A 14,145-nucleotide genomic window follows, 5' to 3' on the forward strand; every position below is an offset into this window, starting at 1 on the left:
CGCACCTGCTGCTTCTCTCCCTCTTTTTGAGGTGAGAGAAAGGAGTATGTGTGCGCTCAGGTTGTTCTGGAAAGCAGGGTGCAGATTTTTCTCCTTTCTGACACACTTTCTTCGTGCAGTGCTTCTTTTCTCGGGTTCACTGCCAGACAAAATTCTTCAACGGCTTCCTGAGAAGGAGTGACAATAATGAGTATACCATGAAGTACGGAGAAATATGAGGGCGAAAAAGCGGCAAAGAGGGAGCAAGCAAACGCTGGTCGCCCTTCCCTCTTTGCTTGAAGCAGTTTTTCAATCGGTTAAAATTGAGAGACACACAATGCTGAAAATGAGTTAGAGTTCTCCCAGGGTTGCTACCATGACCGCTTTAATGGTATGCAGGCGGTTTTCTGCCTGATCAAAGACAATCGACGCCTCGGACTCGAAGACCTCGTCCGTGACCTCCATTGCCTCGATGCCATATTGTGCGTACACCTCCTGCCCGAGCTTGGTTTCGGTGTTGTGCAGGGCAGGTAGACAATGCATGAACTTCACATTGGGATTTTTGGCAAGGGCCATCATCTGGCTATTCACCTGATAGGGGAGCATCTGCTTGACGCGCTCGGCCCACAGCTCGGGAGCCTCACCCATCGATACCCAGACATCGGTGTGGATATAATCGCAGCCCTCAACAGCCTCGGCGGGATCTTCGGTCAGCAGGATTCGCGCCCCGGTCTCGCGGGCGATTGCCTGCGCACGAGCGAGCATGCTTTCCTCGGGCCAGGTCGCACGGGGACCTGCAAGACGGATATCCATTCCCATCTTTGCGCCTCCGATTAAGAGCGAGCAACCCATGTTAAAGCCGACACATCCCAGGAAGCTAAAGGCGATCTCGTTCAGCGGCTTCGATGAATGTTCCTGCATGGTGAGCAGGTCGGCGAGGATCTGGGTGGGGTGGGATTCGTTAGTCAGGCCGTTCCAGACGGGCACGCCAGCATATTGGGCCAGTTCCTCGACGCTTTTCTGTGAGTGGCCACGATATTCGATGGCATCAAACATGCGACCGAGCACACGGGCTGTATCTTTCATGCTTTCTTTTGTGCCGATGTGGCTTCCGTTTGGTCCCAGGTAGGTGACATGCGCTCCCTGGTCGGCGGCAGCAACTTCAAATGCGACACGAGTACGGGTAGAGTCTTTTTCAAAAATAAGAGCGATATTCTTGCCCTTGAGGTACTGTACTTCATTACGGGCATATTTTGCCGCTTTCAGCTCGCTTGCCAGTTGGAGCAGATAGGCAATTTCTCGGGGTGCGTAATCATCGAGTTTCAGCAGATGTCTGCCATGCAGGTTCATGCCTGTCGTCAGCATGCTTTCTACCCTTCCTTCCTTAAAACAATGTAGGCGCTTATTCAGCCGTTCTGGCTGGCTGTGGCTGCATCTCTGAAGAGCGTGAAGCGGCCACCCGATACATCGTTGTTTCGGAGAGGTTATTCGCTTTGTGCTGAGTCGGTTCCTGAAGCCTGTTTCTGAAAATGCGAAACTATCAACCGGCTTTCCCCTTATGAAGAGAGGCGAACGGGTTGATAGCATGGTGAAAGATGTGGCAGCCACAGTGAAGTACTCAGGAATAATGACTCGGTGTCACATCATTGTTGCCTAGTTTGTACCATGAATGGCGAATAAAATCAACCATATACAGGTCATATTTTCTCAGGAGTGCGAAATACTGGCAAAAAAAGCCACGCGTCTTCTTGTTTCTCTTACGCCTTATTCTTCGGGCGGCAACAACGGATGATCTGGTTGCAGGGTGGCGAGCGCAATTTCAAGCTCCTGTGTGCGCAGCTCAAGGCGTTCGATGGTTTCGCTATAGGTCAGCGCGGTCTGTTGCAGGGTCGCGCTGTATTCCTGAAACTGAATGGCGATGTCCTCGGTCAACTGGAGCATTGCCAGCGTATGTATATGGGTGATAAACATGGCGCGCAGAGCCGGATACAGCGGCGATGCACTGCCCGAACGCTCGATAAAAAAGGCCCGCCATGCCTGCTCCTCTGGCTTGAGATGGAAGAGCGGGTTGTTGATCCCGGGAAACGCAAGGTGTGCGCCTAGCTCCATCAGGTAGGTTTGATCCTGCGAGAACGAGTAGTTCAGCGCAAGATTATGCAGTGCCAGCAGGAAAAACTTGCGCACCATCAGAAATTCTTCGGCCTGCTCGGCTGGTGTGAACTGGCTGAAGAAGCTATGATAGGCCTCGCGTGTGCTTTCCAGCCGATATTGAGGGAGGTTGATCGCCGGGAAATCGAGATATTCGGCCAGCACAAAGACATAGGTGTTTTCTGACCGCGCCTGCTCATACTGCGTCCGCGCCGGGAATGTATCTGGCTCAAATGACCAGCCGGGATAGATCACGGTCCGTTTGCTGATCGGCGGTTTCTTGTTTTTCTGGCTATGCAGCATGCTCTTCCAACCTCTTCTTCTCAAAACTGAGTGACGAATTGATACGCTGCTATGTAGTGTAGCATAATCGCATTTTGTTGTGGTAGAGACTGAGAAGAAAATACCAGAAGCACTGGCTGATTTCTTGTGTACAAAGCGAAAGAATAGGATTCAGCTTTTTGTCGAATCTTTTTGCTGAGCTGCACTATAATTGTAGCTCAGCAGAGCTGGAAAAGGCGGCATTGCCTGGTGATAGCTTCCTATTTATACGTATCTATGCTACAATAAGTATAATTTAGTAATCGTTTACTATCGAGAAAAAGTGAGGGAAGGAAGAGCAACGTTCTATGAAAGAGCTGCACCTTGAAGCAGATCAGGGGAAGCCAGAGAAGCCGCTACTTCATTTCTGGGGCCTGGGAGATCTCCATTATCGCGCTACCGATAGCTGGCAGCCGTTGCATCGGCCACGCATGCAGCAGATGTATGAGGACCTTCACGAGATCTGGCAGGCGGAAGGCGAACCTGCGTTCTGTGTCTCGCCGGGTGATATCGCGGATCGGGGGGCACCGATCAATTTTGAGCTGGCGAAGCGCGATATTGCCGCGCATTTGAAACATATTCCCTTCTATCCTGGCCTGGGCAATCACGAATATTTCCTTGAAACCTGGGAGTCAGAGCCGCGCAAGCCCGAGGCATTCACCGAGGCGTGGGGCTTCCCGATTCGCTATGCCTGGACGGCTGGTGACTTTGCCTTTCTTATGCTGGATCAGCCGGTCACGGAGAGCACGGATGTAATCTTTTCACAGGAGGCGCTTGACTTCCTCGATACCACCCTGAGCGAGCATGCCGAGCGCAAGGCGATCATCTTTGCTCATTGCCCGCTGCACAATACGGTGCTGGATCGCGACCCCGAAAAGAACCTTGATGACGACTCGCTTGATCCCTATTTCTTTGTCAGCAATTCTGATGAGGTGCGGGCGGTGCTGGCCCGGCATCAGAATGCGGCGCTCTATATCAGCGGTCACACACATTCGGGTTGGGGTTCGCCACAACTGGTCTGTACCGAGCAACTGGGTGAGCATCCGGTCACCCACCTCAATTTGATGTCGCCCTGGTATACCGGGATGACTGGACCGACCCCAAATCCGGACTGGGACCATCTGATCTATGTCGCGGATACGCCTGACCTGCTGGTCACTTTTGGTTTCTATCTCTACGAGACCAGAGCAATCGTGCGCGCGCGAAGCCATAACACAAAGTGCCGGCTCGGACAGTGGGAGATTCCCCTTTGTCGCTGAGGGGGGTGAGCGAAGGCGTCTACCAAAAAAGAGAGGGAAAATGGTAAAATCGGTTATTATGCTCGTAATATATCTAGACCTGTCGAATAAATCGAGTATAATAAAGGAAATGTTGGAGGCGAAGCTAACCCCTGGGGAGGAAACGATGAAAAGCATTCGTATTGCCGGGTTTGTATATAGTGTTCAGAATGGCGAATTGACGATCACGACTCCTGAAAAATGTACGTACAAGCTCTCGGGTGAGGAGGCCAACGAGCTGGTTGGTTTTCTGTCTGAGTTTCAAGATCAGTTTCTACCGGAAGTCGAGCTGCCGAACTGGGCGCAACCTGTTATCGAGGCTGATTCGCAAGGGGAAGGATAAGGGCTCCCCTTTTTGCTCGACAATCTGACAACAATTCTCTCTCTTTTCTTCATGCATATGCATCTATGCATGAAGCCTTTTTCTATCCTCTATTCACTTTTAGGGTGAGAGCTTTGCATATTCCTGTGCTCTATTGTTATTTGCCAGTGCTTCTGTTCTGCTTTTTGCAATGTAAAAGCGACTCATTTTGTTATTCTCGTGTAGAGAGGGAAAATCATATAAAATCAGTTCTGAAGAGAAAGAAGCGGTATGAACGCCAGCCTGTTTGACTTTTTTGGCAATCGTTTGAAAGCGTATCGACAACGGAGCGGCTTGACACAGCGCCAGCTCGCGGCTGAGCTTGGTGTACATCGGAATACTATCGGGGCCTGGGAGCGTGGTGAGTATCTTCCTGAAACAAAGGGGATGGTTCTTGAGCTGGCTCGACATCTTCATTTAAACGAGCAGGAGGCTCGTTCCCTGTTGCAGGCCGGGCTCACGGCGCTCTCTCCTTACTGGTTTGTTCCCTATCAGCGGAATGTCTTTTTTACGGGGCGCGATTCCCTGTTGCAGCAGCTTCACGAGAACCTGCGCACGCATGCCTGTTTGCTCTGTGGCATGGGCGGTATTGGCAAGACACAGCTCGCGCTTGAGTATGCCTATCGCTTTTTTTCCGAATATACCGCTCTTTTCTGGCTTCAGGCCGAGTCGGAGGAGAGCCTGCGGGCAAGCCTGTTGAGCGTTGCCGAGCTCCTGGACGTGGGGGAAAATCAGGCGCAAGAAGCGATTCTGGATGCAGTGTTCAACTGGTTGCAGGTGCATCCGGGCTGGCTGTTGATTCTCGATAATGTGGAGGACAGGACAACGGTTGAGCGCTTTTTCTCTCCCGACTATCATGGAACGCTCCTGTTGACGACGCGCTATCAGCAGCTTGCGCTTCCTGCAACGCGTGTTCAGGTTGAAGAGCTGACGGCAGAGGAGAGCTTTGATTTCCTGCGGCAGCGTCTCGGGCTGAAGGAACCGCTGCCTGTCTCGCTTCATGCGGACATTCAGGCGCTGGTCCGGCTGATGGATGGGCTTCCGTTGGCGCTCGATCAGGCGGCGGGCTATATCAGCGAGGCCCATTGCTCGTTACGCTCCTATCTCTATTTGCTGCGCACGCGCCTGATTCCCCTTTTACAGGATCGATCTGAGGGAAGTAGCTACCCATACTCGCTTGTCAGCACATTTGAGCTGGCCTTTGAGAAGCTACAACAGCGTGATCCGCTGGCGGCTGACTTTTTGCTGTGCTGTTGCTGGCTGGTTCCCGATACCATTCCTGTGCGCCTGTTTCGCGAAGGGACGGCCTATGGTCGCACCTCGTTGCGTCGCTTTGTGGACGATGCAAGCCGCATCGAGAGCGTGCTTGAGACGCTGGAGGCCTATTCACTGATTCGGCGCAACGGGTCGACGTTCAGCATACATCGATTGGTCCAGGCAATTGTGCGCACACGTTCCTCGGCTGAGTGGCTGGCCTGTGCGGTGAGGCTACTTGAGGAGCTCTTTCCGCGGGCACTCTCAAAACAAGCAAGCTGGTCCTGGTGTGATACACTGGTGCCGCATGTCTTTCAATTAACTGCTCTGCCCAACCTACCAGAGAAAACAGTATTTGCATCACTGCTGCTCAAATGCGCTCATTATCTGGCCCGGCGCGTGCGTTTCGAGCAGGCAGAGGCTCTGGTCCAGCGAGCACTGCAAATTCAACAAGGCGGGGTGACCGCGATCTCCTATACGGCTCTGGCGGTGCTTCGCTGGCAGCGCGGGCGCTATACGGAGGCCGCACAAATGGTACAGCAGGGATTGGCGGCCTTCCAGGAAGAGAATACTGTTCCCGCTGAAGAGCTTGGAGTGTTTGCTGCTCTGCTTGATGGGCTCGGACATATGCGCGAGGCGGAGGCGTTCTATCGGCGGGCGCTTGCTGCATCCCCGGCTGAGTCGCCTGCTCTGCTGAACAATTTCGCGCTACACTATTATCGGCGTGGGCGCTATGATGATGCGGAACGGCTCTACAGGCGCGCTATTCGGCTTTATGGGCGGGCCCGGCAGGAGACCGATCTTGTGGCGCCGCTCAACAATCTGGCGCTTGTGCGCATTCAGCAGAAAGCATACTCAAAAGCTGAAATGCTCTTAAAGCATGCATTACATCTTCGTGAACGACTTTTTGGCCCTGACCATCCAGCGATCAGCAGGGTGTTAAAAAATCTGGCTCGCTGCTACCAGGGGCAGGGGCGCTATACGGAGGCCGAAGAAGCGCTGTTACGGGCCCTGCGGGTCTACGAGCGCCACTATGGTCCCGAGCATCCCGAGCTCTCACGTCCGCTCAGTGGCCTGGCGCAGTTGTATGTGCAACAGGAGAGGTATAGCGAGGCAGAGGCGTTCTACGAGCGGGCGCAGGTAGTACGTCAACGCGCTCTGGGTTCGCAAGATCCCGCACTTGCTGAGTTGCTGATTCAGCAGGGGCAGGCCCTGGTGCAACAGGGGAGATACAGCGAAGCGGAAACGCTGTATGAGCGGGCCCAGGCCATTCAGCAGCACGCTCTGCGCCCGGAGCACCCCGACGTGATGCGCCTGTCTGTCTGTTTTGCCTATCTCTATCGCCTACAGGGAAGGCAGCAGGAGGCGACGGCGCTCTACGAACGGGCGCAGCGGATAGCATCCCGGCTTGAGCTTACATCGGTCGATATCTATCAGTTGCAGGAGCCCGGCGAGCTCTTTCTACAGGAGTGAGGAAGATCACCCTCCGTTTTCACCTGCACCGGGTGATGTTGTTTCACCCTTTTGCCTATTAAGCTTTCGGTAGTGAAATCGTTCTACCAGAGTTGAAAGGTGTTAATGAAATGGAAGCTCATTTGCAGGAAGAAAAGCAATATCCGGTGGTTGTCGTCGGGGGAAGCCTGGTCGGTTTATCAACAGCGCTGTTTTTGGCATGGCGCGGCATCCCGTCGCTGGTTGTTGAGAAGCACCCGGGAACCTCTATTCATCCGCGTGCCGGCGGGTTCAACGCGCGTACGATGGAGATCTATCGCTCTGTTGGTATGGAGGCGACAATTCGTGCGAACGAGCCCCGGCAGATGCAGGCCAGCGGTACACTGCGTGTCGAGACGCTGGCAGGCAAGGAAATCAACTGGTACACGCATAACATCAATGAGATAGATGACGAGATCACGCCGGTTCGTGGCAGCTTCATCTCGCAGGCGCTGCTTGAGCCACTGCTGTTGGAGCGGGCTCGCGAGCTTGGGGCTGAGGTCCGTTTCCGCACGGAGCTGGTCGCATTTGAGCAGGACGCTGCGGGTGTGACGGTAACGCTTAAGAACCGTGAAACGGGCGCGATACACACTGTCCGTACTTCCTACTTGATCGCGGCAGATGGCTATAAAAGCCCAATGAGGAACGCTCTTGGTATCCCCTTTGACGGGTATGGCAAGCTCTCAGACCATGTGTCGATCTTCTTTGAGGCAGATCTGAAAGAGGCACTGCGTGGGCGTCACTTTGCGGTGTGCTATGTCGATAATCCCCGGGTGCAGGGCGTGCTTGGCATCATGGATGAGACGGCCCGGGAAGCGCTTTTCGCTATCACGGTCCCTCCGGGCGAGACAGTGGAGAGCTACGATCAACAGCGCTGCATTGAGGCGCTTCGTGCTGCAATCGGCATTCCTGATCTGGATGTCCATCTGAAAGCCGTGTTACACTGGGTGCTTGCCTCCAATCTCGCAGAGCGCTATCAGCAGGGGCGCATTTTCCTGGCAGGCGATGCAGCCCATGTCGTGCCGCCTGTGGGGGGCTTTGGCGCGAACACGGGTATTCAGGATGCACATAACCTGGCCTGGAAGCTGGCGCTTGTGTTGAAGGGGGTGGCTTCGCCGGCACTGCTCACGACCTATGAGGCAGAGCGCCGACCCGTTGCTGAGCTGGTTGGCGAGCAGGCGTTTGCGGGCTATGCTGTCCGTATGTCACCGCATGTTGCCGAGCAGGCCAGACATATCCAGCCGATTGATTTCTACACCCTGATGCTGGGCTATCAATATCATTCGGCGGCGATCATCGAGGAGCCCGGCAGCGAGGGACTGCGCTATGAGGCGAATCTGCGTCAGCCGTCATCGGTCCCCGGCACACGTGCGCCTCATGTGGCTCTGGAACGGGATGGACAGCGCATTTCAACGCTTGATCTTTTCGGCGGGGACTTCGTTCTGTTGACTGGCTCGCGGACCTGGTGTGAAGCGGCTGGCACGGCGGCCCGGCGCTTTGAGCTCGATCTTGATTGCTACCTGCTCGGTGCGGATCTTCATGATCTTACGGGAGACTTCTTTAAGACCTATGGTATCACGCCTGATGGGGCGGTCCTGGTGCGTCCAGACGGCTTTATTGCCTGGCGCTCAGCCACAGCAGGAGAGGAGCCAGAAAACACGCTGGCACAGATCGTGACCAGGATCCTTGCTCGCTAAAGGCAAAGGCAGGCGCTATGCACATGCAGCGCCTGCCCGCCTTTCTGGCTAGCTGATGCGGACCTTCATACCGATACAGAGCCCGCACACGCTGTGATCCTCGGCGACGAAGTAATAGCCGTTTACCACGCTTGCCGTCTGCTTTTTGGCAGATGTCGCGACATTAGAGCCGCTCCAGCCCGGGGCATCGCTTGCCGGGAAGGACTCTTCCGAAGCCTCCGTCACCACGTCATCTGTCAGATCGAGGCTGATGGGGTACGTGCCGATATTGCGCGTGATGGGATGACCGGTATCGGGCAGTTCTGGATCTGTGAGCCCGCTGCTGTAGGCGACGGTTCCAGCGATCCAGCGCCCTCCCAGATAGATTTCAATCTGTTGTCCTCGTTCGAGCTCCTGGTTTTTTGCCCCACTGATCGCAAAGCTTCCCGGGTTGGACCCGGCACACAGGATTCCTTCTGTCATACGGTGATCCCTTCTCTTCTGTTTGTTTGAAGACGTTCGTCATAGAGACACGTTGCAGTATTGACACGTTTTGACGGGTCATTTCGTTGATAAGAATGGGGTCAGGCTGCTGACTTCTCTTTGTCGCCGCTGTATCTTCTGAGTCAGTAAAGGAAAAGCGTGATGTCAAAGCAAAATTTCAGTAATGCATATATTGCTGCTTCTAACGCACTTGCTGTTCTTCGTGAGGGGCGATCTGTCGAGTTGCAACTGGTTGGAACTCGGCCGGTCTGTGTCGCGATCGATCCGAGCAGGCCCGAGCGCGTCTATTGTGGTACCTTTGATCAGGGACTCTGGTATAGCGCCGATGCAGGGCGATCCTGGGAGCCTGTTGGCGCGGGAATCCCACATCTGGCGGTGACGGCGGTCGCTGTTAACGAACGAGGCGTTGTCTATGCCGGAACGGAGCCCGGTTCGCTGTATCGCTCCGAAGATGGTGGGCGGACGTGGCAGGATCTCGCGGCATTGCGGGCGCTTCCCTCGGCTCCGACGTGGAGCTTTCCGCCGCGCCCTGAGACAAATCATGTGCGCTGGATCACCTTTGATCCGCAGGCACCCGAGCGTGTCTATGTCGCGATTGAGGCGGGGGCGCTGGTGCGTAGCCTGGACGGCGGCCTGACCTGGGAAGATCGGAAGCCGGGTGGACCCTATGACACGCACACGCTGGTGATGCATCCACAGGCCCCGTTGACGCTCTATTCAGCGGCGGGCGATGGCTTCTTTTTGAGTGAGGATGGCGGCGACCGCTGGACTGCTTCGACGCAGGGCATCCCCTATCACTACCTCTGGGGGGCGGCTGTTGACCCCGGAGACCCGTCGATTCTGGTCGTTTCGGCAGCTCCATCCCCGATGCATGCCCACACCGAGGCGGCTGCTGAAGCGACGTTATTCCGTCGAGTGGGTGATGGGGTCTGGCAGCAGGCAGAAGGCTTGCCACAACCAAAGGGAACGCTGATCTCGCCTGTGGCGGCCCTTGAGCCGAGCGTGTTTTATACAATCAGCAATCGAGGGTTGTTCCGCTCCGAAGATAGCGGGCAGACGTGGGCACAGGTTCCGGTCCAGTGGCCAGCGGGGCTGGAACTCAAGCGGCCCAATGCGCTGGTGCTTGCTCCATAATCGGACTGGTAAGAGGGCGGTGATGCGTTTTATCATAGAGGAGAGGGCCACAGCGGCCCATCTCTGAGGACGAGAGGAGAACTCTATGATTCGTGGAATCGGCCATCTGGCATTACGCATTACCAACCTTGAGCGTTCCCTGGACTTTTATTGTGCTAAATTGGGTCTGAAAGAGGTCTTCCGGCTCGATCGCGAGGGACAGCCTTCGCCCTGGATTGTCTATTTACAGGTCGCGCATAACCAGTTCCTGGAGCTTTTCCCGGGAGAAGAGGCACAACATCTACCAGAAGGAAGCTTTCAGCATCTGTGCCTTGTCGTTGATGATATGCAGGCAACGCTCAAAGAGCTTGAGAAGCGGGGTGTACCCATTGCCGGTGAGCCACAGCGCGGGCTGGACAACAACTGGCAATACTGGCTTAAGGATCCCGATGGCAATCCGATTGAGTTGATGCAGATTGATCCATCATCTCCTCATGCAGCGGCTAACGCCCGCTGGTGAGCAAGCTGAGAACCCGCCGCTCTGGCGGGCTCTCTTTTTTATGGCAGTTTGCCTGAAATATGGGCTTTCGCGTAACCACCAGCATCGTGCTGAATGGGATACTTTCTGTGCGCCTTTTCGGCACGACTGTAGAAGGTGTTCCCTGAGATCAGAAAGGCGATAATGGACAGGAATAGTATAGCCAGCATTCCCAGAATCAGTGCATCAAGGCCGCTGAAGAACCATAACACGAACAAAAAGAAGAGGAAGGTACTCCATGTAATACATGAGAAAAAGATCAAAGTGTGTCGCTTGATCGATCGCTGTTCTGTGGGGGCGGTAAGATGGGCAAGAAAGTTGCTCAGCAGGACGAGGCCGGAGAAAAGCAGCAGCGACAGAATAATCAGGCCTTTAAGCAGGGATTTGGGCTGTCCCGCCTCGTAAGGAATAACATTGATGATGCCATACATTACTATGACGTTGAAGGCGAAAAAGACCCACGAAGCAACCGAGAGAAACAGGATGCTCATCCGGGTGTTGAAACTATTCCTCAAGCGCAGATATTTGCTGCATAGTTCGGGATAGAATGGCGCGTTGGCCAGCCCTACAAACAGGCTGAAGAGACCGAGCATAATCGAAGTACAGAACAGGCTTGTTCCTGTACCCGGGCTTGGCGAGATCGGCGCGACGTACTGATAAAGCTCCCAGGTGACAAGAAAGATCAGCCATGAGATTACCGAACCTGCGCCTATGATGATACGCCAGACCGATGATGTGGAGCGCTGTTCGTCAATCTTTTCACTGGGAGAGGAGGCTTGAGGCATCGGTTCACGCTCTTCATGCTGTTTTTCTCTGCCATTTTCCTCGAAATACTGCATCTCCTGCTCTTGCATTGCTGATTCCTTTCCTCAAAAGTCAGATGGTATGCTTTTTCTGTAGCGTCTGTGTATTTTCTTCCGATTATCGTTTCCGGGATCTTCGCTACCGAAGAGCTGTACTGCTTTCAGTATAAATGATTCTACCTGCAAAGCGCAATTACACATCCTTTTTGGACTATAGTGCAGTGTCAGGACTGTTCGATTATAGCGACATCGAGTCATCTGCTACATGCAATGGAACCCGTGAACTGCTTGCTTTACCGGAAAGGAGTAGTAAACCTTTTCTCCCACTTCCGAATCTATGCGGTTCGGGTAAGCGGTCGAAAGAAAGGAGGAGAGGAATTGAGGTGGGGGAGTATATTACAGGTATCATGCTTATGATGGAGTTATTCTTTTACAGGAGCGACCTGGAGTGGAGGGAGCGTAGAAAAGGAAAAAGAAGGGCCGGTTTCCCGGTCCCTCCTTCGAGCTTATGCTTTGTCAAGCGTGTAGCCGGGAGCGTGTCCTACCTGTGCCATGATCGGCTGGAAGGCCTCGTAGCTCTCGACCAGCCTGGGAGATCCCCAGTTTTTCTGAGCCAGCGCCCGTAATGATCCCTGAATATCTTTTGTGATTTGTTGCTCTGGAACCAGTTCGGGAACATCACACCAGATATGCAGCTTTGCGCCGAGATTAAGGTGATGATTCGGCTCGATGACATGATTTTCCTGGAACATATGAGGCTCAAAGCGCTCATAGAGCTTCACAGGGTCAGCGTGATGCACACCGTTCTCGGTCAGGATATAGTACAGGTCATCGTAGCTGCTGTTGACGATTTGTGAGCCGCCTGCCACGATTGCTTCAGGCAGCAGGCCAAACGTACGCCAGTGATCAAAGATGATATCGGAGTCAATCGTAACTGCGGAACCGCCATGCAGGCCATCACTCCAGGCGCGAGTGATCTTGCCATGAGACTTGATGAGCTTGTTTGCCCAGTTCACAAAGCCAAGATAGGCGTCGCGTCCATTGGCAGTGGGCCCGTAGGTTTTGCGGGCATATTCGAGCAATTTAGGATAATTCTCATAATTATCGAACAATAAATACTCATCGGCGCCCACATGCCAGTACGGTCCCGGGAAGAGATCGAGATATTCTTCAATGATCTCTTTAGCCAGCTCATAGGCTGCCGGGTTGCTCAGGTCGATGTCACCAACACGGCGCATCTTATCGGGGTCTTTGGCGAGGTAATCCGGGCGGCGTTCCAGGATCAATTCATCTGGCCCTTGCTCGCCGGGAATGCGGTTCTCTAGCGGGCCGGTAAGCTGAAGCTCGGGGTGTTTGGCAAGGATGGGCTGCATATGGGCAGGCATATCGATTTCAGGAATAATCGTAATATAATAATCCTGTGCCAGCTTCACCAGCTCTCGGATCTGGGCTTTGGTGTAGTGCTCGGGGGAGGTAATTTCCGGGTGCGTCTCGCTTTCCAGGCGGAAGCCGTGGGTATCAGTCAGATGCAACTGGAAGACGTTATATTTAAAATACGCCAGTTCGCGGATGTGGTTCTCAAGCCATTCGATCGAGAAGAACTTGCGCCCGACATCAACCATCAAAGCGCGCTGCGGATAATCGGGCCAGTCGCGAGCCTCACCGCCACGAATCGTATAATCCTGCGTGAGAAGCTGAAGCAGTGTCCGTGTGCCGTAGAAAACGCCGCTCTCTGTGCGGGCGTTGATCGTCACAACCTCGGCAACGTTCAACAGGTAGCCCTCTTCACCGAGGCTGGCGTCAATATCTTGCAGGGCAAGCACGATGTCCCCGTTTTGTGGCGCTGCTTCAACGATAGCCAGGGTATAGCCGCTCAAGCGCTCCAGATCCTGCGCCAGGACACCTGCAACCTGGCTGAGTTCCGGGATGGAGATAATGCGGGTCTGTGCGCTAAAGGTGTAGGTTGCTTCCGGTCGGCTGTTCCATGCTTTTAACGCAGGAATCGTGAACGGACGGGAAGGAGCTTCGTCAGCGAAAAGCGCCTTGTTCTGACTGAGGCTCTCGTCTAGAATGCTCATTTAAGAAATGACTCCTTGTAAGTAAACCTTTTCTCGAAATGCTATTATAGCTTATTTCTTGAGGTTTTAGAAGTCTGAAGTCCCGGGATTCCTGCCAACCTTTTTCCGGGCAAGCATTCCCTGTCCAATGAAAACGCGCCCTGCCTGCGGAAGAGAGCCCGAGGGATAGCGGGAGATCATGAGGCGAACGCACTCCTGTATAGCGCTTGCCCAGGCCTCTTTCAGTTCTTCGGACCATTGCGGATCAAATTGAGCAAGCGTTGCCAGCAGGGTTGAGCCGAAAGCAGGGTAATCGCGAGGTGGAATCTGGAGCTCTGCATGCAGAAGGCCGAGGTCGTGAAAGCGCTTTTCGGGTTGGACGCCCTGATCAAAGCTGCTTGCCAGCTCACCCAGAAAGGCGATGAGGTCTCTTTTGTGCTTCTCCATATCGACGCCGGTAAAGAAGGGGGTGAGTTGCGGATACTGCGACAGTAAATCGCGGGAGAAAGTGTCGGCAAACTCGTTTTGCTGACGGCTGATACGTAGAAAACTTTTCTGTAGTGATGGCATGGAGCTCCTCTTTCTTCCTGGCATTTCTTTCAATTCTCCTCTATTCTACTCTT

At 54.0% G+C, this 14,145-nt stretch carries 12 protein-coding genes; 6 read left to right on the forward strand and 6 right to left on the reverse strand.

What is annotated here, in order from left to right; all coding sequences use genetic code 11:
• Positions 1 to 330: 330 nt before the first annotated feature.
• Both argF and EI42_RS14360 read right to left on the reverse strand, forming a co-directional pair.
• Positions 331 to 1,344 (reverse strand): ornithine carbamoyltransferase, encoded by a 1,014-nt coding sequence (gene argF, locus EI42_RS14355; RefSeq protein ID WP_246046259.1) that lies wholly within the window; start codon positions 1,342 to 1,344, stop codon positions 331 to 333.
• A gap of 399 nt (positions 1,345 to 1,743) precedes the next feature.
• The gene (locus EI42_RS14360; protein ID WP_111323148.1) at positions 1,744 to 2,430 is read right to left on the reverse strand and encodes a hypothetical protein; all 687 of its coding nucleotides are present in this window, start codon (positions 2,428 to 2,430) and stop codon (positions 1,744 to 1,746) included.
• Positions 2,431 to 2,756: 326 nt separating this feature from the next.
• Here EI42_RS14360 and EI42_RS14365 point away from each other — a divergent pair, with 326 nt between their 5' ends.
• The 4 genes from EI42_RS14365 to EI42_RS14380 all read left to right on the forward strand — a co-directional run bounded on the left by EI42_RS14365 (position 2,757) and on the right by EI42_RS14380 (position 8,528).
• Positions 2,757 to 3,707, forward strand: a complete 951-nt coding sequence (locus tag EI42_RS14365; protein ID WP_111323150.1) for a metallophosphoesterase family protein — start codon at positions 2,757 to 2,759, stop codon at positions 3,705 to 3,707.
• A gap of 145 nt (positions 3,708 to 3,852) precedes the next feature.
• Positions 3,853 to 4,068, forward strand: a complete 216-nt coding sequence (locus EI42_RS14370) for a hypothetical protein (RefSeq protein ID WP_137686010.1) — start codon at positions 3,853 to 3,855, stop codon at positions 4,066 to 4,068.
• 249 nt (positions 4,069 to 4,317) lie between these two features.
• Positions 4,318 to 6,813: an FxSxx-COOH system tetratricopeptide repeat protein gene (gene fxsT, locus EI42_RS14375; protein WP_111323154.1), complete on the forward strand. Its 2,496-nt coding sequence runs from the start codon at positions 4,318 to 4,320 to the stop codon at positions 6,811 to 6,813.
• A 110-nt stretch (positions 6,814 to 6,923) separates the two neighbouring features.
• The gene (locus tag EI42_RS14380) at positions 6,924 to 8,528 is read left to right on the forward strand and encodes an FAD-dependent monooxygenase (protein ID WP_111323156.1); all 1,605 of its coding nucleotides are present in this window, start codon (positions 6,924 to 6,926) and stop codon (positions 8,526 to 8,528) included.
• A 48-nt stretch (positions 8,529 to 8,576) separates the two neighbouring features.
• On the opposite strand, the gene EI42_RS14385 is transcribed toward EI42_RS14380, so the two are convergent.
• Positions 8,577 to 8,990 (reverse strand): hypothetical protein, encoded by a 414-nt coding sequence (locus tag EI42_RS14385; protein WP_111323158.1) that lies wholly within the window; start codon positions 8,988 to 8,990, stop codon positions 8,577 to 8,579.
• A gap of 162 nt (positions 8,991 to 9,152) precedes the next feature.
• Here EI42_RS14385 and EI42_RS14390 point away from each other — a divergent pair, with 162 nt between their 5' ends.
• Together EI42_RS14390 and EI42_RS14395 are read left to right on the forward strand one after the other, a co-directional pair.
• Positions 9,153 to 10,145 (forward strand): WD40/YVTN/BNR-like repeat-containing protein, encoded by a 993-nt coding sequence (locus EI42_RS14390; RefSeq protein WP_111323160.1) that lies wholly within the window; start codon positions 9,153 to 9,155, stop codon positions 10,143 to 10,145.
• Positions 10,146 to 10,230: 85 nt separating this feature from the next.
• Positions 10,231 to 10,644 carry a VOC family protein gene (locus EI42_RS14395; RefSeq protein WP_111323162.1) on the forward strand — a complete coding sequence of 138 codons (414 nt, stop codon included), beginning with the start codon at positions 10,231 to 10,233 and terminating at the stop codon, positions 10,642 to 10,644.
• Positions 10,645 to 10,682: 38 nt separating this feature from the next.
• Here the strand turns inward: EI42_RS14395 and EI42_RS14400 are convergent, their stop codons facing one another.
• The 3 genes from EI42_RS14400 to EI42_RS14410 form a co-directional block, all read right to left on the reverse strand.
• Positions 10,683 to 11,516, reverse strand: a complete 834-nt coding sequence (locus EI42_RS14400) for a hypothetical protein (protein ID WP_111323164.1) — start codon at positions 11,514 to 11,516, stop codon at positions 10,683 to 10,685.
• A gap of 455 nt (positions 11,517 to 11,971) precedes the next feature.
• Entirely contained in the window at positions 11,972 to 13,543 is a 1,572-nt protein-coding gene (locus EI42_RS14405; protein WP_111323166.1) for a family 20 glycosylhydrolase, read from the reverse strand.
• 66 nt (positions 13,544 to 13,609) lie between these two features.
• Complete coding sequence (locus EI42_RS14410; protein ID WP_170142621.1) at positions 13,610 to 14,092, reverse strand: globin domain-containing protein; 483 nt, start codon at positions 14,090 to 14,092, stop codon at positions 13,610 to 13,612.
• Between the last annotated feature and the right edge of the window lie 53 nt (positions 14,093 to 14,145).

This window comes from Thermosporothrix hazakensis (genome assembly GCF_003253565.1).
GTDB classification, from domain to species: domain Bacteria; phylum Chloroflexota; class Ktedonobacteria; order Ktedonobacterales; family Ktedonobacteraceae; genus Thermosporothrix; species Thermosporothrix hazakensis.

Coding starts and splice junctions, on each gene's coding strand:
- fxsT (WP_111323154.1), top strand. CDS start 4,318: ATGAACGCCAGCCTGTTTGACTTTTTTGGCAATCGTTTGAAAGCGTAT.
- EI42_RS14365 (WP_111323150.1), top strand. CDS start 2,757: ATGAAAGAGCTGCACCTTGAAGCAGATCAGGGGAAGCCAGAGAAGCCG.
- EI42_RS14395 (WP_111323162.1), top strand. CDS start 10,231: ATGATTCGTGGAATCGGCCATCTGGCATTACGCATTACCAACCTTGAG.
- EI42_RS14385 (WP_111323158.1), bottom strand. CDS start 8,990: ATGACAGAAGGAATCCTGTGTGCCGGGTCCAACCCGGGAAGCTTTGCG.
- EI42_RS14360 (WP_111323148.1), bottom strand. CDS start 2,430: ATGCTGCATAGCCAGAAAAACAAGAAACCGCCGATCAGCAAACGGACC.
- EI42_RS14370 (WP_137686010.1), top strand. CDS start 3,853: ATGAAAAGCATTCGTATTGCCGGGTTTGTATATAGTGTTCAGAATGGC.
- EI42_RS14410 (WP_170142621.1), bottom strand. CDS start 14,092: ATGCCATCACTACAGAAAAGTTTTCTACGTATCAGCCGTCAGCAAAAC.
- EI42_RS14400 (WP_111323164.1), bottom strand. CDS start 11,516: ATGCAAGAGCAGGAGATGCAGTATTTCGAGGAAAATGGCAGAGAAAAA.
- EI42_RS14380 (WP_111323156.1), top strand. CDS start 6,924: ATGGAAGCTCATTTGCAGGAAGAAAAGCAATATCCGGTGGTTGTCGTC.
- EI42_RS14405 (WP_111323166.1), bottom strand. CDS start 13,543: ATGAGCATTCTAGACGAGAGCCTCAGTCAGAACAAGGCGCTTTTCGCT.
- argF (WP_246046259.1), bottom strand. CDS start 1,344: ATGCTGACGACAGGCATGAACCTGCATGGCAGACATCTGCTGAAACTC.
- EI42_RS14390 (WP_111323160.1), top strand. CDS start 9,153: ATGTCAAAGCAAAATTTCAGTAATGCATATATTGCTGCTTCTAACGCA.